Source organism: Gallaecimonas kandeliae, from assembly GCF_030450055.1.
GTDB classification, from domain to species: domain Bacteria; phylum Pseudomonadota; class Gammaproteobacteria; order Enterobacterales; family Gallaecimonadaceae; genus Gallaecimonas; species Gallaecimonas kandeliae.
In genome coordinates, this window is record NZ_CP118480.1 from 1,416,525 (window position 1) to 1,435,727 (window position 19,203).

Consider the following 19,203-nt stretch of genomic DNA (forward strand, 5'->3'; position numbering starts at 1 on the left):
TCGGCATTATACCCATAGCAAGGAAAGGGTAACGGTCGGCCTTGCAAATGATGGATAAGTTGAATTAATTAGAAAAAGGGACGACTTCAGGCTTGCGCCTTGCATCGGCTGAGTCAAAACACTATATATGGGCACCCCTGACGGGCCCCAGCCAACCTAACGTAAGAGACTCATGGCAAAATCACTGGTGATAGTGGAGTCCCCAGCCAAGGCCAAGACCATTAATAAATATCTTGGCAAGGACTTCATCGTTAAATCTTCTATCGGCCATATTCGCGACCTGCCCACCAGCGGGGGCGGCGGCAAGGGTAAGAAAAGCAGCGCGACCAACGCCCTGGTGGCGCGCATGGGCATAGACCCCGACAACCACTGGCAGGCCCATTACGAGGTGCTGCCCGGCAAGGAAAAGGTGGTTGCCGAACTCAAATCCCTGGCGGACAAGGCCGACAAGGTCTATCTCGCGACGGACTTGGATAGGGAAGGGGAGGCCATCGCCTGGCACCTCAAGGAGCTGATCGGCGGTGACGACAGCCGCTTCCAGCGGGTGGTGTTCAACGAGATCACCAAGAAGGCCATCCAACAGGCCTTCGAGCACCCCAGCCAGGTCAGCCAGGAGAAGGTGAACGCCCAGCAGGCGCGCCGTTTCCTCGACCGCGTCGTCGGCTACATGGTGTCGCCGCTGCTGTGGAAGAAGATAGCCCGTGGCCTCTCGGCCGGCCGGGTGCAGTCCGTCGCCGTGCGCCTGGTGGTGGAGCGTGAGCGGGAGATCCGTGCCTTCACGCCCGAAGAATACTGGGATCTCCATGCCGACCTGCAGGCCGCCGAAGGCGCCCTGCGCATGATGGTCAGCCACCAGGACGGCCAAGCCTTCAAGCCCGTGACCGAAGCCCAAACCATGGCCGCCGTCGCCGCCCTCAAGGGCGCCGGCTACCAGATCACGGACCGTGAGGACAAGCCCAGCCAGTCCAGGCCTTCCGCCCCCTTCATCACCTCCACCTTGCAGCAGGCGGCCAGTACCCGCCTGAGCTTCGGGGTCAAGAAGACCATGATGCTGGCCCAGCGCCTCTATGAAGCCGGCCACATCACCTACATGCGTACCGACTCCACCAACCTCTCCGCCGAGGCGGTGGACGCGGTGCGTGGCTACATCCAGAGCGAATTCGGCCCGGCCTACCTGCCGGCCGGCCCCCTCACCTACGGGGCCAAGGCCAACGCCCAAGAAGCCCACGAGGCCATTCGCCCCTCGGACGTGCGCATCAAATCCGAGGACCTGGACGTCGAGCGCGACGCCCAGCGCCTCTACGAACTCATCTGGCGCCAGTTCGTGGCCTGCCAGATGACCAACGCCGTCTACGACGTCACCCAGCTCACCGCCACCGCCAAGGCCCAGGGCAGCGACTTCACCCTCAAGGCCAAGGGCCGGGTGCAGCGCTTCGACGGTTGGACCCGGGTGCTGAACCCCATGAAGCGCAAGGAAGACGACGAGCAGCTGCCCAACGTGGCCGTGGGGGAGACCCTCAAGCTCGACGCCCTGGATCCCAGGCAGCACTTCACCAAGCCGCCGGCCCGTTTCACCGAGGCGTCCCTGGTCAAGGAGCTGGAAAAGCGCGGCATAGGCCGGCCTTCCACCTACGCCTCCATCATCTCCACCATCCAGGACCGCGGTTACGTCAAGGTGGAGAACCGCCGCTTCTACGCCGAGAAGATGGGGGAGATCGTCAACGACCGGCTGGTGGAGAACTTCACCAACCTGCTCAGCTACGACTTCACGGCCCGCATGGAAGGGGAGCTGGACGACATCGCCAATGGCGGCCGTGAATGGCACGCCGTGCTCGACGAGTTCTACGGTGACTTCAAGAAGCGCCTGGACGACGCCGAAGAGGGCATGCGCTCCAACGCCATGGTGCTGACCGACATCGACTGCCCTACCTGCGGCCGCAAGATGGGCATTCGTACCGCCAGCACCGGCGTCTTCCTCGGCTGCTCCGGCTACAACCTGCCGCCCAAGGAACGTTGCAAGACCACCATCAACCTCACCCCAGGCGAGGAAGTGATCAAGGTCGACGACGAGGAAGGGGAAACCAACGCCCTGCTGGCCAAGAAGCGCTGCCCCAAATGCGGCACCGCCATGGACTCCTACCTGGTGGACGCCGGTCGCAAGCTCCATGTCTGCGGCAACAACCCCGACTGCGACGGCTACCTGCTGGAGACCGGCGAGTTCAAGCTCAAGGGCTATGACGGCCCCCTGATCGAGTGCGACAAGTGCGGCTCGAACATGGAGCTCAAGAACGGCCGCTTCGGCAAGTACTTCGGCTGCACCAACGCGGACTGCAAGAACACCCGCAAGATCCTGCGTAACGGCGAAGTGGCGCCGCCCAAGGAAGATCCCGTGGCCCTGCCGGAGCTCAAATGCGAGAAATCCGACGCCCACTTCGTGCTCCGCGACGGCGCCGCCGGCATCTTCCTGGCCGCCAGCACCTTCCCCAAATCCCGGGAAACGCGGGCGCCGCTGGTGTCTGAGCTCAAACGCTTCGAAGACAGGCTGCCGGAGAAGTTCAAGTACCTGGCCAAGGCGCCGCTCAAGGACAAGGACGGCAACCCGACCCTGGTCAAGTTCTCCCGCAAGACCAAGAGCCAGTACGTGGGCTCAGAGAAAGACGGCAAGGCCACCAGTTGGATGGCCTTCTATGAGAACGGCAAATGGGTGGACAACGGCAAGTAAGCCGCCTCAACAGAAAAAGCCCCGCCTAGGCGGGGCTTTTGTTTGCCTGGCTGGCAGTCAGCGCCGGCCATGAAAAAACCGCCCTGGGGCGGTTTTGGGTATCCGGTATTGGGTCACCACTTCTTCTTGGGCGAGAACAGCAGATCCACGTCGTCCGGCTGCTGGATGTCCCCTTCCTTCTTCTCCGCCTTGGGCGGCACCAGGGCGGCGCCCCTGTTGTGGTTGATCTCGTCCAGGTGCAGCTGGATCTCCTGGAGCTTGGCGCGCAGGTAGTTGTCCTGGTGGGCCTGGGAAGCGGCCAGCTGCTTGGCCTTGTTGAGGAACTGGCGGGCCGAGCCGAACTGCTTGATGGTCTTGGCGGAGACGCCGCGGGCGATGAGGCCGTCGACGTTGATCTTGAGGCGCATCCTGTCGAGGAAGGCCGCTTCGTTCCTGAACACCTCGGCGTCCACCTTGCCCTTGTTGAACTCGGTGCGCAGCACGGCGATCAGCCGCTTGACGGCCTGCAACAGCTGCACCATCTGCAGTTCGTTGTCGGGCAGCCGGACATTGTCGTCGCTGGGCCTGTAATGCTGCAGCGCCTGCTGTTGCTGGTTGAGGGCGTCGTCGGCGCGGGCCTTGAGGTTGGCGTCCTTGTTGAACTTGAAGGCGCCGTTGAGGGCGTCGGCGAGGCGGCCGTAGAGGATGGCCACCAGTTGGCTGGAGATGGGCATCTGGCCGGCGAAGGGCAGCAGATCCTCGGTTTCTTCGATGATGGCCTTGTGGCGGGCAAGCTCCTGGCGCCTTTCTGCTTCTTGCTTTTGCCGCTGTTGTTGGACCACGTTGATGACGATCATCACCAACAGCAGTATCACAATCACGGCAGTCACAATGTATGGTGTCATGTTATTGTCCTGTTGCGCCTGCGCATTTGAGTGAGTGTATAGGAACGGCTGTCATTTCGGTAGCATATCAACCATTTGCCAGTCGATATAGAACCCGGTTAGGTTATACTTTTTTGGCATAACCCGGCTTTGGGAGCCTTTTCATGAAGTTGCAGCAGCTGCGCTACATCGTCGAAGTCCGCAACAACAACCTCAACGTCTCCGCCACGGCGGAAAGCCTCTATACCTCCCAACCCGGGATCTCCAAACAGGTGCGGATGCTGGAGGACGAACTGGGGGTGCAGATCTTCGGCCGCAGCGGCAAGCACCTGACCCACGTCACGGCCGCCGGCAAGGCGATCATCAACATCGCCGAGGAGATGCTCGACAAGGCCGACGCCATCCGCGCCGTCGCCTTCGAACACACCCAGCCGGACCGCGGCAAGCTGCACATCGCCACCACCCATACCCAGGCCCGTTACGCCCTGCCGCCGGTCATTCGCCGCTTCATCGACCGTTATCCCAAGGTCTCACTGCACATGCACCAGGGCACCCCCACCCAGATAGCCGAAGCCGTGGTGCGCGGCGAGGCGGATTTCGCCATCGCCACTGAGGCGCTGCACCTCTATGACGACCTCATCATGCTGCCCTGTTACCACTGGAACCGCTCCATAGTGGTCAAGAAGGACCACCCCCTGGCGCAGCTTTCCCAAGTGGGCATAGAGGAGCTGGCCAAGTACCCCATAGTCACTTACGTGTTCGGCTTCACCGGCCGCTCTGACCTGGACGAGGGCTTTGCCAAGAAGAACCTGGAGCCGCAGATCGTCTTCACCGCCACCGACACCGACGTCATCAAGACCTATGTGCGCCTGGGGCTGGGGGTAGGGGTGATCGCCTCCATGGCCTTCGACCCCGAGCTGGACTCCGACATGGTGGCCATAGACGCCAGCCACCTGTTCCGCGCCTCCACCACCAAAATTGGCTTTCGCAAGTCCAGCTTCCTGCGCGGCTACATGTACGACTTCATCGAGGGCTTTGCCCCGCATCTGACGAGGGCAGTGGTGGACGAGGCCCTGCGCCTGCGTGACAGCGAAGCGGTGGAGGCCCTGTTCAAGAACATGGCCCTGCCGGTGCGTTGAGGGCCAAAACCTTAATCCAGGTCAAAACCTTGCCGGTGGTGACGCCTTAAAGTTGTCCCTGAAGCCCGAGGGGTTTCACTCTGCTGACAAGTTAGTTCCATGCATTGCCCGGCCAAGCGCCGGGCATTTTTTTGACTGTTTGGGGCCGAGGACCGGTGCGGCTCAAGGCTCCGGGGCCGGGCAAAAGCCAGATCGCATAGTCATAGAACAAAAAGGACTTGCCCAACTGCCTGATTTTTCTGTTACATCTAGGGAAAGCTTTGCAATCTTGCCCGAAGTCGCAGCCGTATCGCGGGGCCCCAACCTCAGGGAGCAGTCATGCGTATCGGCGTACCTATCGAAAGCCTACCCGGTGAAAACCGGGTGGCCGCCTCGCCCAAATCCGTGGGCGAACTCATCAAGCTGGGCTTTGTGCCCGTCGTCGAACCCGGGGCCGGCAAGGGCGCCAGCTTCGACGACGCCGCCTACCGGGAGGCCGGCGCCGAGCTTGGCGACCCCTGGGACTGCGACCTCGTCTTCAAGGTCAACGCCCCCAGCGACGAGGAGATAGCCCGCCTCAAGGAGGGGGCCACCCTGGTCAGCTTCATCCAGCCGGCCCAGAATCCCGAGCTGCTGGCCAAGCTCCAGGCCCGCAAGGTCAAGGTGCTGGCCATGGACATGGTGCCGCGCATCTCGAGGGCCCAGTCCCTGGACGCCCTCTCCTCCATGGCCAACATCGCCGGCTACAGGGCCGTGGTGGAAGCGGCCAACGCCTTCGGCCGCTTCTTCACCGGCCAGATCACCGCCGCCGGCAAGGTGCCGCCGGCCAAGGTGCTGGTGATAGGGGCCGGTGTGGCGGGCCTGGCCGCCATCGGCGCCGCCGGCTCCCTGGGGGCCATAGTGCGCGCCTTCGACACCAGGCCAGAGGTCAAGGAGCAGATCCATTCCATGGGCGCCGAGTTCCTCGAGGTGCAGCTGGAGGAGGAGGGCGGCAGCAGCGACGGCTACGCCCGCGAGATGAGCCAGGCCTTCATCGACGCCGAGATGGCGCTCTTCCTGGAACAGGCCAGGGAGGTGGACATCATCATCACCACGGCCCTCATCCCCGGCAGGCCGGCCCCCAAGCTCATCACCCGCGACATGGTCAAGGCCATGAAGCCGGGCTCGGTGATCGTCGATCTCGCCGCCGCCAACGGCGGCAACTGCGAACTCACCAAGCCGGGCAAGCGCTTCAAGTCCGACAACGGCGTCATCATCCTCGGTTACACCGACCTGCCGAGCCGCCTGTCAGGGCAGAGCTCCACCCTCTACGCCACCAACCTGGTCAACCTCGCCAAACTGCTGTGCCCGCAGAAGGACGGCAACATCCACCTCGACTTCGAGGACGTAGTGCTGCGCAACATGACGGTGGTCAGGGACGGCGAGCTGACTTTCCCGCCGCCGCCGATCTCGGTCTCGGCCGCGCCCAAACCGGCGCCTGCCCCCAAACCGGCACCCAAGGTGGAAGCCCCCAAGGAGCCGGGCCGCAAAAAGTACTGGCTTGCCGCCGCCGGCCTTGCCGCCTTCGGCTGGGTGGCCAATGCCGCGCCGCCGGCCTTCCTGTCCCACTTCACGGTGTTCGTGCTGGCCTGCGTGGTGGGCTACTACGTGGTCTGGAACGTCACCCACGCCCTGCACACGCCGCTGATGTCGGTCACCAACGCCATCTCCGGCATCATCGTCGTCGGCGCCCTGTTGCAGGCGGGGTCGGGGGGCTTCACCGGCTTCCTGGCCTTCGTGGCGGTGCTGATCGCCACCATCAATATCGTCGGCGGTTTCACCGTCACCCGCCGCATGCTGAAAATGTTCCAGAAGGGGTAACAGGATGTCTCAAGGATTGGTCAGTGCCGCCTACATAGTGGCGGCCCTCTGTTTCATCGGTGCCCTGGCCGGGCTCTCCAAGCAGGAAAGCGCCAAGGGCGGCAACCTGCTCGGCATCGTCGGCATGGCCCTGGCGTTGGTGGCCACCATCTGGAGCCCCAGCGTCTCCGGCTACGGCTGGATCCTGCTGGCCATGGTCATAGGCGCCGCCATCGGCACCCGATTGGCCCTGAAGGTGGAAATGACCCAGATGCCGGAGTTGGTGGCGATCCTCCACAGCTTCGTGGGCCTGGCCGCCGTGCTGGTGGGCTACAACTCCTGGCTGGCGGACGGCAGCCTCAGCGGCACCCTGCTCAGCATCCACCTCACCGAGATCTACCTCGGCGTCTTCATCGGTGCCGTCACCTTCACCGGCTCCATCGTCGCCTTCGGCAAACTGCGCGGTGTCCTCAACTCCAAGGCGCTGATGCTGCCCCACCGCCACAAGCTCAACCTGGCGGCGGTGGTGGTCTCGGTGGGCCTGATGTTCTACTTCGTCAGCACAGGCGGGCAGGGCAGTTCGGCGCTCTTCTTGATGACCCTCATAGCCCTGGCCTTCGGCTGGCACCTGGTGGCCAGCATCGGCGGCGCCGACATGCCGGTGGTGATCTCCATGCTCAACTCCTACTCGGGTTGGGCGGCGGCGGCGGCCGGCTTCATGCTGGGCAACGATCTGCTCATCGTCACCGGCGCCCTGGTGGGCTCCAGCGGCGCCATCCTCTCCTACATCATGTGCAAGGCCATGAACCGCTCCTTCATCTCCGTCATCGCCGGCGGCTTCGGTAACGACGCCCAGGCCAGCGCCGACATCGAAGGGGAGCACGTGGAAGTCACCGCCGAGGACGTGGCGGACATGCTCAAGAACGCCGGCTCCGTCATCATCACCCCCGGCTACGGCATGGCCGTGGCCCAGGCCCAGTACCCGGTGGCGGAGATCTGCGAGCAGCTCAAGGCCAAGGGCGTCCAGGTGCGCTTCGGCATCCACCCCGTGGCCGGGCGCCTGCCTGGGCACATGAACGTGCTGCTGGCCGAGGCCAGGGTGCCCTACGACATAGTCCTCGAGATGGACGAGATCAACGGCGACTTCCCCGACACCGACGTGGTGCTGGTCATAGGCGCCAACGACACCGTCAACCCGGCGGCGGCCGAGGACCCGGCCAGCCCCATCGCCGGCATGCCGGTGCTGGAGGTGTGGAAGGCCAAGCAGGTGGTGGTGTTCAAGCGCTCCATGAACACTGGCTATGCCGGGGTCCAGAATCCGCTCTTCTTCCGCGACAACGCCGTGATGCTGTTCGGCGATGCCAAGCAGACGGTGGAGGCCATCCTCAAGGCCTTCTAAGCGACAAGGCGCCCCAGGGCGCCTTTTTTTGTAGCTGCTTGATTTAGCTGAGGGTTTACCGTGGAAGGGGAGGGGGGTAACCTGGGGTTCACATGCTTGCCTGGGGCGGCGAATGTATTCGTTGGGGAGCCCACCGGGCCAAGAGCCAGAACCTGGCGCGAGATCGCTCGGGGAGTCGGACAACAAGGAACGTGAGGGAGTGGAGGCCCGTCATCTCAAGGGCGGTAGCGTGTCTTGAAGGTGCCTGCGGCACGGCTGTTTGTTTGCCGGTTCCCGCACCGGCGGGCGGGTTACTTTCTCTCTGTGCAAGAGAAAGTAACCAAAGAGTGCACCCCCGCTTCCGCCACCGCTACGCGGTCCCCTCGCGTCCAGCTGCTTGCCAGGAACCGGTTCATACGCGTGTCCAGACGCGTACTCACCTGTCTCGCCATCCCTGGCTCGACTTCCTTCACGCAGCCTCCCACTCGGTGGCTCCAAGGGGGAAAGGCCCCGAACCAGTAGGCGTGGCAGGCTGTGAGATAGTAGGTTGCGTCGTTCAGGTTTTTGGATGGGCATACAGTATATCCAACCAAGAAATAGCAATCTGGCACCTTTATCACGGACGCCTGGCTCTTTTATCTCAAAAAAAATTGCTAAGTCACTGAGTATAATCGATTTTTTATCTGGTCTGACTTCATGATAAGAAGCCGGACCGACCAGCAAAAGGAGCCGGCGCGTTTTTGTGCAGACGCTTGAGTGGGACTGATGCATTAGTCTTGTAAAAGAGCGAGTTGCACTCATTCGGCAAGGTGGTCTAATGAGTGAAAACGAGCCGGCTTTATAACTATTGTTAAGCGTGTAAAAATATGTCGAGAATTCCAACAGTACTCGCTTTATACAATCTTGGGTTTTTGACTGAAAAAGAAGCCACAGATTGGGCTGATGCGCAGCTTCTAAACGAAAGTGAGAACTTCGATCATATATCTACACTATCGTTAAAAGGTCCGAGTTATTGTTTAAAGTTGCCAAGTTATGAATTTCCAGGGCCTCGCAAGTTTACTTATATCGAAGAGTTCGCGCTAAGAACTAAAATTCTTGTTCCTAAAAACGAAGATGAAAAATCAAGGTTCTTAAATTGGCTTTCTTCCGAATGTATGGGGCGTGATATAAAGATCCCTGAAGTTTATTTTGGCTATCTTATCGAACATTACTTTTTTGAGTGCGATGATTTAGCATTTGCTAACAACTTCTTGGAAGAGCAACTTAAAATATTAATACCTAAAAACTTGGGCGTAGCAGATGAAATTTGGGCATCAATCGCTTAACAAGTGCAGCTTGCCGGACCTGGGTAAACTGTCACCTTTTTCGCGCTGCGCAGCAAAAAAGCCGCCAGTTCACCCAAGCCGCAACTGCAGGCGTTATACGCCAATAGAGTAGCGCGTGATTTTTAGAGCAAGGATGTTATGTCAATAAAGAGCATAGAAAAACTAAAAAATTTCGGTATCTATCAGAATCATACAAATTCCAATGCTAAAGATTTTGGGAAGTACAATCTGTTTTATGGTTGGAACGGAAGTGGTAAGTCTACACTCTCAGGTGTTTTTAGATGCATCGAAAACAAAGCTAATTCAGAAAAGTTCCCATCTTCGGAGTTAACTGTAGCTATAGATGACGGCACGTTTATTACGCAAGCGAGTATTACCAACGCCGATTTAAATATCTACACATTCAATCACGACTTCATTGAAGAAAATATTTCATGGAACAACGTAGTCAAGAGTATCTTACTTGTAGACAAAGCGAAGATTGAAGAACGTCAACGACTGGATAAACTGAAGGCATTGCAAAAGATAGATTCAGAAGCGCATAGCAAAGAAGCCGAAGAGATTAGGAAACTCGACAGCGCCGTATCAAAATTTGATACTGATAGCGCAAGACACCTGAAGACAAGCCTTCAGTCGATTGATACAACAGATCGCTATTACTTAAATTACGATAAACGCAAGTTTGAGGCGTTTGTCGCCGCAAACATTGAATCAATGAAGACGGATGAGCCACTTCTTAATGAAGATAGAATTATCGAACTAACCAATGCTGCTAAACCAGATCAGAAGAACCCTATTTCATTCACACGAAAGGCCATTAATCAGGAAACCTTCGCCAAAGCAAAAGAACGTCTTGATGATCTTCTAAATACCAGCGTAGTCAGTAAAACCATTCAACGACTTGTTGAGCATGGTGATATAAAGTCTTGGGTTGAAACTGGTCTTGATCTTCATAATCGCCATGATACAAACCAGTGTGAATTTTGTGGTAATGCCATAACTGAAGATCGCATCAAACAGCTCGAAGCCCATTTCAATGACGATTACAAAGCTTTTCAAAGCAGGCTTGTGAATGCTGATGGTTGGCTTACAGATCAATACATTCAAGTCCCTGTTTTACCAGCGGCAGCTGACTTTTACGAAGAATTTAAAATGGAGTACAGCGAATTCTGTGCAGCCTTGGAAAAGGCTACCAAAGACCTTAATGAAGAAATCTCAGCTTGGCACAAAATCCTGAAAGAGAAGACAGGAAACCCACTTGAGACTGGTCTTACGGTCGACGTTATTAGCGAATCTTCGATAAAGGCCTTTAACAATGCTATGGCAGCGATTGGTACAACTGTTGATAAGCACAACCACAAATCGAACAACTTCAAGGAGGAAACAGACAAATCCAAGAAACAACTTGAACTTCACTATGCAACCACAGAGGTTAAGTCTTTCGGTTACCACAGCAAGAAAAAGGAAGTCGTTGACCGTACGGCCGCAAATAATACGTTAAAAGCCACAATAACTAGCCGAAACAGTGAAATTAGAAGCCTTGAAGATTCCTTATCAAACGAAGGCTTGGGGGCTGACCAGTTTAATGAATCACTTCACAAGTTTCTTGGTCGTAGTGAATTAACTCTTCGTTTTAGCCCTGTTAAAAAAGGCTATGAAATATTGCGGAACGATTCCGTTCCGGTAGAAGGAAACTTAAGCGAAGGTGAAAAAACGGCTATTGCCTTTGTTTACTTTATAACCAAGTTAAAAGAAAACGATAACAAGATGGAAAATACTATCGTTGTTGTGGATGATCCTGTTTCAAGCTTTGACTCGAACCACTTATTTCATGCGTATTCGTTTCTTCGTAGCAATTGTGACAAAGCAAAGCAGTTATTTGTATTTACGCACAACTTTACTTACTTCAAATTGATCCGTGATTGGTTTGAAGGTGTAAACCGCAATAGAAAAAGAAAGAATCCGCCCAAAGATCCAAATGCGTTCTTTTATACAATTGAAGCGTCAACAGTCGCTCCACGCCAATCAACATTTAAAGACGCAGACTCTAGTCTGGTTAATTACAATTCAGAATACCATTATATATTTTCAAAGCTGTATGCATACAAAGACAATTCTGCATTGTCTCGAGATGAAGCCTTTTTAACTGCGAATCTCTCAAGGAAACTGCTTGAATCATTTTTTAGCTTCAAGTTTCCAAAGCACCGAAGTGATATTGCACAGCTTATGAATTGTGGCTTGAACGGTTGCGAAATCACAGATGAATCTACCAAAGAAAAGATTTATCGATTCATAAACAAATACTCACATAGCGCTGTTATTGAAATTAATGAAGATTCTTCTGAAAACCTTTTAGGTGAAAGCCAAAATGTCATTGGTGATATTTTTACATGGCTTCAGGAAGTTGATGAGATTCATTACAACGAAATGCTCGAAGTTATCGCATGATTGGTGTAAAGAAAGAATCCAAAGGACACCCATCCTCAGCTTTTCATTGCAGCCGGCCGCCAGAGTATCAGCTGATTGAAGCGCCATGTCTCTACCAAAGCCTGGCGTTTAGGAATACCTGTTAGAGAAATTTAGGATATATCATGGAAATGGAAATTGAACATTATTCTGCAATGTTCCTTATTGCGGTTTTGCTTTTTATCGCTATCACCGATCTGAGATTTAAACAGAGGCAAGCCTGGTTCGTCTCAATGGTTGGTATTGTCCCTGCTGGCGTTTCAATTATTGAAAGACTCACAGACCTATGGGTAGCCATTGCTGCCTTAGTGGTGGTTATTTTATTCATTGTTTTCACCAGAAAGAAAAACGTCAGTACGGTATGATAAGGTGCTACAGGTGATTAAAAAAGCCATTCCTGCTGAGTAGAGCATTGCTATTACCTACTTTTTTAAATCTATAACGGCGAAATTTAATTTTAACTTGATTTCGATCTGCTCATTTGAAATGTCTTATAACAAAAGGAGTTAGTCATGGAAGTCTTTTACCATATTTTGCATTGGGGAACCCCATTAGGCCTTGGGCTGTTCTTCTTCTTGTCCAGTGCCGGCGCTGGGGTCTTGTTCTGGGGCATATCCCATCTTATTAAAAGCCAAAAAATAAAATGAAGTAACCACGGCTTATAGTTGAATGCACGTCTTGTGCGGGGTCTTATAGTCACAAGGAGTAGCCAGTGTCAAAGTCTACGGCAATATCGATAGAAGAAGGCTTTGGTAAAGTTAAGTGCTTCGAGAACAGAACCCCAGAAACGGCTGAAGGGGATATGCAGGATGCCTTTGTTAAATTGGCGGACTTTGATCGGAGCGCTATCTATCTGACGCACTATGTTGGTTTCAGCGAGTGGGAGCGGCATCCAGCCGGTGACGAATTGGTGCAAGTCGTCGAAGGCGAAACAACCTTGGTTCTCCTGATGGATGGCGTTGAAAATAGGAACATACTTCGCCAAGGTGAGTTCTTGGTGGTGCCCCAGGGGGTTTGGCACAGGTTCGAATCACCCAAGGGGTTGAAGGTTTTGACGATCACGCCGCCTCCGACCGAGCATAGCGTCGAGATGCCAGAGTGAATGCAGGGTGGAATATAAAGCCAGGTAGGCCAGGGCTGTTCGCTTCGTTTTCAACCAATTAAATTTCCTACTGCGGAGGCTTGTGCGGCATGGTTAAACTATTATTCGTTACAATTTTATTATGTTCTTTCAATCTTGACGCTGCCTGGACTAGATTTGAGCGAATTATACCTGCAAACATGAAAGAAAAGGGATTGGACATTCATTTTGAAAAATCAAAAGGAATTGAGAATTACAGAATATGGTTCAATGATGAAAAAATTCTAGTTTCAAAAGATATCATTGGTAAATCCGCCTGGTTAGTTCTTTCTAAAGAACCCATAGCACCGAAAAATCAAGATCTTAGAGGTTTCTTCGATTCTTATTACATAAATCAACATTTCGAAAAGCCAAATCCCCGGCAGGAAATGACGAAGGCAGAAGAAAAAGAATTTTTAATGTTTCCGAAGATTTCTAAACAGATAGTGATGACCACGAAGATCAGTGAGGAATTTGATGGTAGCGGAAGCCGTTTTTTTGAGGCTGTATTGGACCCTTCTGTGATAAAAAGATCTTATATTTATGTCGGGCCGTCTGTGGCGGTGGCTGATGGTGGTTTGTTTTACACAATAGACATAAATTCATTCTATGAGGAATATCGACATGCCAACAAGCGGAGAAATTAAATAATAAGTATGCCCATCGCAAAGACTCCAGCGAGTGACAATTACCACAGAACCGTCGATCTACACCCGTCCCGTTCGACTAGGGTTGTTACCAGCAGATGGACCAGGAGGAATAGCATGACACCCATCATAACGGCCTTTGCACAGTCACCCGATCGTGGCCGGGGGCTGGCGCGGGATATGCGGGTGCGCTGGGCGCTGGAAGAAGTGGGGCAGCCATATCAGGTCCGCCTGGTTTCGTTCAGCGAAATGAAGCAAGCCGCGCATCTGGCGCTGCACCCTTTTGGCCAGATCCCCACTTACGAGGAAGGCGACCTCTGCCTCTTCGAGACGGGGGCCATAGTCCTCCATATCGCCGAGCGCCATCAAGGCCTGCTGCCGGCGGATGCCAAGGCGCGGGCGCGCGCCATCACCTGGATCTTCGCCGCCCTCAATACGGTGGAGCCGGTGATACTGGATCTCACGACCGCAAAGCTGCTGGAGGGCGACAAGCCCTGGAGCCAGGAACGCCTGCCGCTGGTGGAGGAGCGTATCCGCACTCGGCTGGGCCAGCTTTCTGACTACCTGGGGGATGCCGACTGGCTGGAAGAGGGCTTCAGCGCCGGGGACTTGATGATGGTCTCGGTGCTGCTGAGGCTGAGGGCGTCGGGTCTCCTGGACGAATATCCCAACCTCTGGGCCTATGTCGCCCGCGCTGAAGAGCGGCCTGCCTATCAGCGCGCTTTCGCCGCCCAAAAGGCGGTTTTCACCAGCAGGCAACAGGCAGATGGGCATCAGCCTTGAACGGTGCAGTTGCAGGCTGGAAGCGTGGCGAAAGTGACAAATGGAGCCTGCCCGGCGAGCCCTGAAATGATCTGCCCTAGAGCCGAGGCCTGGCAGGGCTATGATGCCCATCTTATTCAATGCCCAGGCTAGGCTTGTTCTGGCGAGTTTGGATATGGAGTCTGACGATGCGCAAGGCACTCGGCACGGAAGAACTGAAGCGCCTCTATGGCGGCATAGCGAAACGGTATGAGGTCCAGCATGGGCTGCTCACCTTCAAGACCGACCAAAAGGGCAGAGCGCTCCTCATCGATAACGCCGTGAGAGAAGGCGACAAGGTGTTGGATTGTGGTGCCGGCACCGGCATCACCGGCATCCTGGCCGCCAGGAAAGTGGGGCCAAAGGGCCAGGTGACGCTCTTCGACCTCAGCGAGGACATGCTCGCCGTCGCCCGGGAGAAGGTGGCGCGGGAGCATCTGCAGGAAAGGGTGGCATTGCAGAGCGGGGACATGGTCCAGCTGCCGTTCGCCGACAACAGCTTCGACGTCGTGCTGTCGAGCTACAGCCTCTGCCCCTTGTACGACCCGGTAAAAGGGGCGCTGGAGCTGTACAGGGTGACGAAGCCGGGGGGCAAAATCGCCGTTGCTCACTCGACTGAACCCAAGAATGGGGTGGTGCGCTACCTGGCCGACCGGGTAGAAGATATCGCCTGGCATTTCCCCTGGTTGTCGATGGGGTGCCGCGCCGTCGATGTGCTGCCCGCCCTCAAGGAGGCCGGCGGCAAGGTCCTGCTGCAAAGACATATCGGCTTTCCCCTCTGGCCTTTCCTGGTCTTCGTCATCGAAAAACCTTTATCCTGACCAGGCCAAGCAGCCGGCGCGCTGTCTGCGCCTGCCATCCAACTTACAAGGAATGTCATGACGCATCTCGATCACCTCATTTTGCGGGTAAAGGACGCATCGAAATCGGTGGAGTTTTACACCCAGGTTGTGGGCTTCTCCCATGAAGGCGTAGCGGCGCCTTTTGAGCTCATCAGGGTCAGCGAGCATTTGACCCTGGATCTGCTTGAGGAGGCGCCCAAGGACTTGGTTCATCTGGCCTTTTCTCTTGATAGAGATGCCTTCATCAGGCTCCACCAGCGCCTGCTGAGCGGCAAGATACCCTTTGGCTCGGACGTATTCGACAGGAATGGCCTGATTGGTACCAACCATTACGGTGCCCGTGGCCTGGCCCAAGCCTTCTATTTTTATGATCCCGATGGCCATAACCTGGAAGCCAGGTGCTACGAAGGGGTCAGCTGAGGGGGGGGCGGCAGCGGCCTTACCGCGCAGCCCTTCCTGGGCTTGAGGGGCCAGGCGCAACGATGAACGACGGGAGAGTGCGATGACTGAGTTGATACTGGGATCTGAAATCACCTGCCCTGAATGTGGCTTTCGCAAGAAGGAACGGATGCCGACCGACTCGTGCCTCTTCTTTTACCAGTGTGAAGGGTGCCACAAGCTGTTGAGGCCCAAACCGGGAGACTGCTGCGTCTTTTGCTCTTTCGGCTCAGTTCAATGCCCACCAAGGCAACAAGGGCAGGGCTGTTGTGAATGAACCCGCCAGCAAACCGCCTTGAGCCTCTGCCCTGGCGCTTTTGTTGGTGGTGACCTTGTGACACAGGAGAAGACGTTATGCCAAGCCGCCTAGCCTCATGCAGCTGTGGCCAGCTCAGCGCCAAAGTCGTCGGTGAGCCGGTACGGGTTTCCATCTGCCATTGCCTTGCCTGCCAGCGCCGCACCGGCAGCGTCTTTGGCGAGCAGGCCAGGTTTCGCCGCCAAGACGTGACCCTTAGTGGCGATTCCACCCGCTATGTCCGCGTCGGCGACGAAGGCTCGAGCGCCAGCTTCCACTTCTGCCCCCGCTGCGGCGCTACCCTCTATTACGAGGCAGAGGGGCTGGAGGCCTTCCTGACGATCCCGGTCGGCGCCTTTGCCGACCCCGATTTCCCGGCGCCGACCGTCTCCGTCTATGAGGAGCGAATGCATCACTGGGTGCAGCCGCCGCCTGAGGCGGAGCACATTCCCTAGGCTCCCTTAAAAATGAAAAGGCCCTGCCGTCGCGGCAGGGCCTTTTGTTACCGCCTTAGCCGGGCATCCGCTCGAAGGCCGGCAGGCCTGGGTCTATGCTGTCCCACGCCAGCCCGCGAGAGCGGTAGGTGAGCGCCTGGGGCGCGAAGCGGCCAGGGTCGTCCAGGCTGGCGGCGTGGACGGCGATGAGGTCCGGCATGGCGGCGAAAGTCAGGTAGACAGGGGTCCCGCAGACGGGGCAGAAGGCATGGACCTTCACATTGCCGCTGTCGGCGACCTCCTCCCAGTGCGACGCCTGGCCGGTGATCCTCATCTCGGCCCGGGCCGGGAAGGTCAGGTAGGAGCCGTGCCCGGTGCCGCTGCGCCGCTGGCATTGGCGGCACTGGCAGTGGTTCTGGAAGAGGGGGGCCTGCCGGGTCTCGTAACGGACAGCGCCGCAGGCGCAGCCACCGCTGTAGGGCGGGTTCATGCGCAGACCCCGCTGGCCTCGGATTTCGGCTTGGCGAAGACGTCGATGCCTTGCCCCGTTTCCAGCAGGGATTTGAGGCTGGAAAGCACGATCGGCCAACCCCTTTGGATGCCCATGGCCATGCCGCTACCCGCCTCGAGTTCGTCGTGGGTCACGGTCAGGCGCACCATTTCCTCGTAGGCCTCGATGTCGAAGCTCACGCGGCTGTAGCTGTCCGGATCGGCGGCCTTGGCCGGATCTGCCCAGGTGATGACCAGGCGTGTCGGCGGCAGCACTTCGACCACCTCGCCGACCAGATTGACGGTGCGCTGCTCGTTGGTGCGCACGTGCTTCCAGGGCGAGCCTGGCCGCCAGTCGGAGATATTCTCATGGCCCCAGTAGCGCCGCGCTATCTCCGGCTTGGTGATGGCCTCGAACACCTTCTCCGGGGTCGAGCGGATGTAGGTCACGTAAATGAAGCTGGTCTTTTCCTTGTTCATTGTCCCTCTCCTTCGAGTTCACTCTTCAGGTCGTGCAGCAGCGAGAGCCGCTGGCGTTCAAATTTCCGTACCCATCGTTCGTAGATCTCGTGCAGCGGCACCGGGTTGAGGTAGTGCCGCTTCTCCCGGCCATGCCTGGCCGTGCTTACCAGATTGGCCTCCTCGAGGAGGCCGATATGCTGGGTGGCCGATTGCCTTGCCATGTCCAGGTGCTCGCAGAGCTCGCCCAGGGTCTGGCCGTTCTGTTCGAACAGCAGGTCTAGGACCTTCCTGCGTGTCGGGTCGCCCAGCGCTTTGAAAACCTTGTCTGCGTCCATCTGTTCCTTTCCTCTACGTGAAGAAATTATGCAGGTAAATGCCTGCATGTCAAATGGCCTTCTGACGTAATGACGCTTCTGGCTGCTCGCTTGAGGGCTGAGGAGACAGGGTTCTTGCCAGCACCGGCCGCCAGGCGGGGCAGGGGCAGACACTATCCTCTAAAGATGGCTTTGTGTTTTGGCCCGAAGCGGCCGAGGAGGAAACAGAGGTGCCAAGTCCCAATCTTCATGTGCGCTCGGTGGGTGCCGGTCCGGCCGTCATTTGCCTGCACTGCAACGCCAGCAGCTCTGGCCAGTGGCGCGCCCTGGCAGAGGAATTGGCCGCTGATCACCGGGTCCTGGCCCCCGATCTCTATGGCGCCGGCAAGAGTGCCGGCTGGCCTGGGCAGCACCAGCTGTCCCTGAGCGATGAGGTGGCCTTTATCAGCCCGCTGCTGGGCACCGAGCCAGGGCCCCTTGCCCTGGTGGGCCACTCCTATGGCGGCGCCGTCGCCCTCGTCGCGGGGCTCAGGTATCCCAAGCGCATCAAGGCGATGGTGCTCTTTGAACCGACGCTTTTTTCCCTGGTGGACGCCCAGTCCCCGCCCCCGAACAGGGCCGACGGCATTCGCAGTGCCGTCGCGTCCGCAACGGCAGCCCTTGACCGCGGCGACCCCGACGAGGCGGCCCGGTATTTCATCGACTTCTGGTCTGGCGAGGGCTGCTGGGCCGCGACGCCGGACGAGCGTAAAGCGGCCATGGCCAAAGCCATCGCCAATATCCGCCATTGGCAAAGTGCCCTCTTTGGTGAACCGGCCGGGCTGGCGGCCTTTGCCTCGCTGCAGATGCCCATCCTTTACCTTCAAGGGGGCCGTTCACCCAAGTCGGCCCAGGCCGTCGCCGAGGTCCTGATCCCCGTCCTGCCCAATGTCCGGGTGCTGCGCTTTCCCGAGCTGGGGCATATGGCCCCCGTCACCCATCCCCAGGTGGTCAACGCCGCCATCGCCGATTTTCTTCGGGAGAGCTGGGCCTTGCCTTGAGCGCCTGGTACGCCAAGCGGTTCGCTCTGCCGATAGCGGCAGGAGGCCGGACGGAAAGGCGCCATCCGGCGCCTTTTTTATAGCTGTTTGATTTGGCTAAGGGTTTACCGGGGGAGGGGAGGGAGTTAACCTGCGTTTTACATTTTGCCTGCGATGGATGGGTGAGCCTCGAAGTCAAAGCACTGCTTTGACGCAGGCGAACGCCCGCACACAGGATGTGCGGGCCGGTAGGCCCACCAGGGACGGGTCAGAAGTCGGGATCTGTTGAGGAACTTGTCTAGGGAGTCAGACAACAAGGACTGTCAGGGAGTGGAGGCCCGTCATCTCAAGGGCGGTAGCGTGGGTTTTGATGTGCCCTGCGGGCACGGGCTTTTCATTTGCGGGGGGCGCCCCGCTGGCGCGGTACTTTTGCGGCAAAAGTACCCAAAACCCGGCCCCACGCTTCGCTTGTCCTTCGCCTCTGGTCGCTTGCCGCTGACCGCTGCATACGCGGGTCCAACCACGTATTCCGCTCGCTCGGCGTCCTGCCTCGCGCCAGCTCACGCTCTCGGCGCCTCAGCGCTGCACTTAACGGGGCGAAAGCGCCATCACCATTGGCTTAAGCTTATGG

General features: G+C 57.1%; 20 protein-coding genes. 16 read left to right on the forward strand and 4 right to left on the reverse strand.

Going from position 1 to position 19,203, the window contains the following annotated elements:
* The first annotated feature begins 172 nt into the window (after nt 1–172).
* On the forward strand, nt 173–2,722 hold the full coding sequence (topA, locus tag PVT67_RS06935; protein WP_301499175.1) for a type I DNA topoisomerase: 2,550 nt from the start codon (nt 173–175) through the stop codon (nt 2,720–2,722).
* Nucleotides 2,723–2,835: 113 nt separating this feature from the next.
* Here topA and PVT67_RS06940 read toward each other — a convergent pair whose 3' ends face one another.
* Nucleotides 2,836–3,606, reverse strand: a complete 771-nt coding sequence (locus tag PVT67_RS06940; protein WP_301499176.1) for a hypothetical protein — start codon at nt 3,604–3,606, stop codon at nt 2,836–2,838.
* A gap of 143 nt (nt 3,607–3,749) precedes the next feature.
* Here PVT67_RS06940 and cysB point away from each other — a divergent pair, with 143 nt between their 5' ends.
* The 14 genes from cysB (at nt 3,750) to PVT67_RS07010 (ending at nt 16,309) form a co-directional block, all read left to right on the forward strand.
* Entirely contained in the window at nt 3,750–4,724 is a 975-nt protein-coding gene (gene cysB / locus PVT67_RS06945) for an HTH-type transcriptional regulator CysB (protein WP_301499177.1), read from the forward strand.
* A gap of 318 nt (nt 4,725–5,042) precedes the next feature.
* Nucleotides 5,043–6,563, forward strand: coding sequence for a Re/Si-specific NAD(P)(+) transhydrogenase subunit alpha (locus tag PVT67_RS06950; RefSeq protein WP_301499178.1), 1,521 nt, complete (start codon nt 5,043–5,045; stop codon nt 6,561–6,563).
* 4 nt (nt 6,564–6,567) lie between these two features.
* Nucleotides 6,568–7,941, forward strand: a complete 1,374-nt coding sequence (gene pntB / locus PVT67_RS06955; RefSeq protein WP_301499179.1) for a Re/Si-specific NAD(P)(+) transhydrogenase subunit beta — start codon at nt 6,568–6,570, stop codon at nt 7,939–7,941.
* A gap of 890 nt (nt 7,942–8,831) precedes the next feature.
* Nucleotides 8,832–9,245: a hypothetical protein gene (locus PVT67_RS06960; RefSeq protein WP_301499180.1), complete on the forward strand. Its 414-nt coding sequence runs from the start codon at nt 8,832–8,834 to the stop codon at nt 9,243–9,245.
* 138 nt (nt 9,246–9,383) lie between these two features.
* Nucleotides 9,384–11,693 (forward strand): AAA family ATPase, encoded by a 2,310-nt coding sequence (locus PVT67_RS06965; RefSeq protein WP_301499181.1) that lies wholly within the window; start codon nt 9,384–9,386, stop codon nt 11,691–11,693.
* Nucleotides 11,694–11,836: 143 nt separating this feature from the next.
* Nucleotides 11,837–12,076, forward strand: coding sequence for a hypothetical protein (locus tag PVT67_RS06970; RefSeq protein ID WP_301499182.1), 240 nt, complete (start codon nt 11,837–11,839; stop codon nt 12,074–12,076).
* 147 nt (nt 12,077–12,223) lie between these two features.
* Complete coding sequence (locus tag PVT67_RS06975) at nt 12,224–12,358, forward strand: hypothetical protein (protein ID WP_301499183.1); 135 nt, start codon at nt 12,224–12,226, stop codon at nt 12,356–12,358.
* Nucleotides 12,359–12,423: 65 nt separating this feature from the next.
* Nucleotides 12,424–12,813 carry a cupin domain-containing protein gene (locus PVT67_RS06980; RefSeq protein WP_301499184.1) on the forward strand — a complete coding sequence of 130 codons (390 nt, stop codon included), beginning with the start codon at nt 12,424–12,426 and terminating at the stop codon, nt 12,811–12,813.
* Nucleotides 12,814–12,902: 89 nt separating this feature from the next.
* Nucleotides 12,903–13,478 (forward strand): hypothetical protein, encoded by a 576-nt coding sequence (locus PVT67_RS06985; protein ID WP_301499185.1) that lies wholly within the window; start codon nt 12,903–12,905, stop codon nt 13,476–13,478.
* Between the two features lie 117 nt (nt 13,479–13,595).
* Nucleotides 13,596–14,261: a glutathione S-transferase family protein gene (locus PVT67_RS06990; RefSeq protein WP_301499186.1), complete on the forward strand. Its 666-nt coding sequence runs from the start codon at nt 13,596–13,598 to the stop codon at nt 14,259–14,261.
* A gap of 167 nt (nt 14,262–14,428) precedes the next feature.
* Nucleotides 14,429–15,100, forward strand: coding sequence for a class I SAM-dependent methyltransferase (locus tag PVT67_RS06995; RefSeq protein ID WP_301499187.1), 672 nt, complete (start codon nt 14,429–14,431; stop codon nt 15,098–15,100).
* A 57-nt stretch (nt 15,101–15,157) separates the two neighbouring features.
* On the forward strand, nt 15,158–15,541 hold the full coding sequence (locus tag PVT67_RS07000; RefSeq protein ID WP_301499188.1) for a VOC family protein: 384 nt from the start codon (nt 15,158–15,160) through the stop codon (nt 15,539–15,541).
* Between the two features lie 148 nt (nt 15,542–15,689).
* Nucleotides 15,690–15,836, forward strand: a complete 147-nt coding sequence (locus PVT67_RS07005; protein ID WP_473092212.1) for a GDCCVxC domain-containing (seleno)protein — start codon at nt 15,690–15,692, stop codon at nt 15,834–15,836.
* 77 nt (nt 15,837–15,913) lie between these two features.
* Nucleotides 15,914–16,309, forward strand: a complete 396-nt coding sequence (locus tag PVT67_RS07010; protein ID WP_301499190.1) for a GFA family protein — start codon at nt 15,914–15,916, stop codon at nt 16,307–16,309.
* Nucleotides 16,310–16,364: 55 nt separating this feature from the next.
* Here the strand turns inward: PVT67_RS07010 and PVT67_RS07015 are convergent, their stop codons facing one another.
* Genes PVT67_RS07015 through PVT67_RS07025 form a run of 3 tightly spaced genes read right to left on the reverse strand, consistent with a single transcriptional unit; the run spans nt 16,365 to nt 17,574 of the window.
* On the reverse strand, nt 16,365–16,778 hold the full coding sequence (locus tag PVT67_RS07015) for a GFA family protein (protein WP_301499191.1): 414 nt from the start codon (nt 16,776–16,778) through the stop codon (nt 16,365–16,367).
* The gene (locus PVT67_RS07020) at nt 16,775–17,257 is read right to left on the reverse strand and encodes an SRPBCC family protein (protein WP_301499192.1); all 483 of its coding nucleotides are present in this window, start codon (nt 17,255–17,257) and stop codon (nt 16,775–16,777) included. Before PVT67_RS07020 ends, PVT67_RS07015 begins: the two co-directional genes overlap by 4 nt.
* A complete protein-coding gene (locus PVT67_RS07025) occupies nt 17,254–17,574 on the reverse strand; it encodes an ArsR/SmtB family transcription factor (protein WP_301499193.1) in 321 nt (106 codons plus the stop codon). Before PVT67_RS07025 ends, PVT67_RS07020 begins: the two co-directional genes overlap by 4 nt.
* 209 nt (nt 17,575–17,783) lie before the next feature.
* On the opposite strand from PVT67_RS07025, the gene PVT67_RS07030 reads away from it, so the two are divergent.
* Nucleotides 17,784–18,593 (forward strand): alpha/beta fold hydrolase, encoded by an 810-nt coding sequence (locus tag PVT67_RS07030; protein WP_301499194.1) that lies wholly within the window; start codon nt 17,784–17,786, stop codon nt 18,591–18,593.
* Nucleotides 18,594–19,203: the final 610 nt, after the last annotated feature.

What these genes read in the sequence shown, in the direction of transcription:
- PVT67_RS06995 (WP_301499187.1), top strand. Translation starts at nt 14,429, where the DNA reads ATGCGCAAGGCACTCGGCACGGAAGAACTGAAGCGCCTCTATGGCGGC.
- PVT67_RS06985 (WP_301499185.1), top strand. Translation starts at nt 12,903, where the DNA reads ATGGTTAAACTATTATTCGTTACAATTTTATTATGTTCTTTCAATCTT.
- PVT67_RS06965 (WP_301499181.1), top strand. Translation starts at nt 9,384, where the DNA reads ATGTCAATAAAGAGCATAGAAAAACTAAAAAATTTCGGTATCTATCAG.
- cysB (WP_301499177.1), top strand. Translation starts at nt 3,750, where the DNA reads ATGAAGTTGCAGCAGCTGCGCTACATCGTCGAAGTCCGCAACAACAAC.
- PVT67_RS07000 (WP_301499188.1), top strand. Translation starts at nt 15,158, where the DNA reads ATGACGCATCTCGATCACCTCATTTTGCGGGTAAAGGACGCATCGAAA.
- PVT67_RS07010 (WP_301499190.1), top strand. Translation starts at nt 15,914, where the DNA reads ATGCCAAGCCGCCTAGCCTCATGCAGCTGTGGCCAGCTCAGCGCCAAA.
- PVT67_RS06970 (WP_301499182.1), top strand. Translation starts at nt 11,837, where the DNA reads ATGGAAATGGAAATTGAACATTATTCTGCAATGTTCCTTATTGCGGTT.
- PVT67_RS06940 (WP_301499176.1), bottom strand. Translation starts at nt 3,606, where the DNA reads ATGACACCATACATTGTGACTGCCGTGATTGTGATACTGCTGTTGGTG.
- topA (WP_301499175.1), top strand. Translation starts at nt 173, where the DNA reads ATGGCAAAATCACTGGTGATAGTGGAGTCCCCAGCCAAGGCCAAGACC.
- PVT67_RS06990 (WP_301499186.1), top strand. Translation starts at nt 13,596, where the DNA reads ATGACACCCATCATAACGGCCTTTGCACAGTCACCCGATCGTGGCCGG.
- PVT67_RS06975 (WP_301499183.1), top strand. Translation starts at nt 12,224, where the DNA reads ATGGAAGTCTTTTACCATATTTTGCATTGGGGAACCCCATTAGGCCTT.
- PVT67_RS07025 (WP_301499193.1), bottom strand. Translation starts at nt 17,574, where the DNA reads ATGGACGCAGACAAGGTTTTCAAAGCGCTGGGCGACCCGACACGCAGG.
- PVT67_RS06950 (WP_301499178.1), top strand. Translation starts at nt 5,043, where the DNA reads ATGCGTATCGGCGTACCTATCGAAAGCCTACCCGGTGAAAACCGGGTG.
- PVT67_RS07015 (WP_301499191.1), bottom strand. Translation starts at nt 16,778, where the DNA reads ATGAACCCGCCCTACAGCGGTGGCTGCGCCTGCGGCGCTGTCCGTTAC.
- pntB (WP_301499179.1), top strand. Translation starts at nt 6,568, where the DNA reads ATGTCTCAAGGATTGGTCAGTGCCGCCTACATAGTGGCGGCCCTCTGT.
- PVT67_RS07020 (WP_301499192.1), bottom strand. Translation starts at nt 17,257, where the DNA reads ATGAACAAGGAAAAGACCAGCTTCATTTACGTGACCTACATCCGCTCG.
- PVT67_RS07005 (WP_473092212.1), top strand. Translation starts at nt 15,690, where the DNA reads ATGCCGACCGACTCGTGCCTCTTCTTTTACCAGTGTGAAGGGTGCCAC.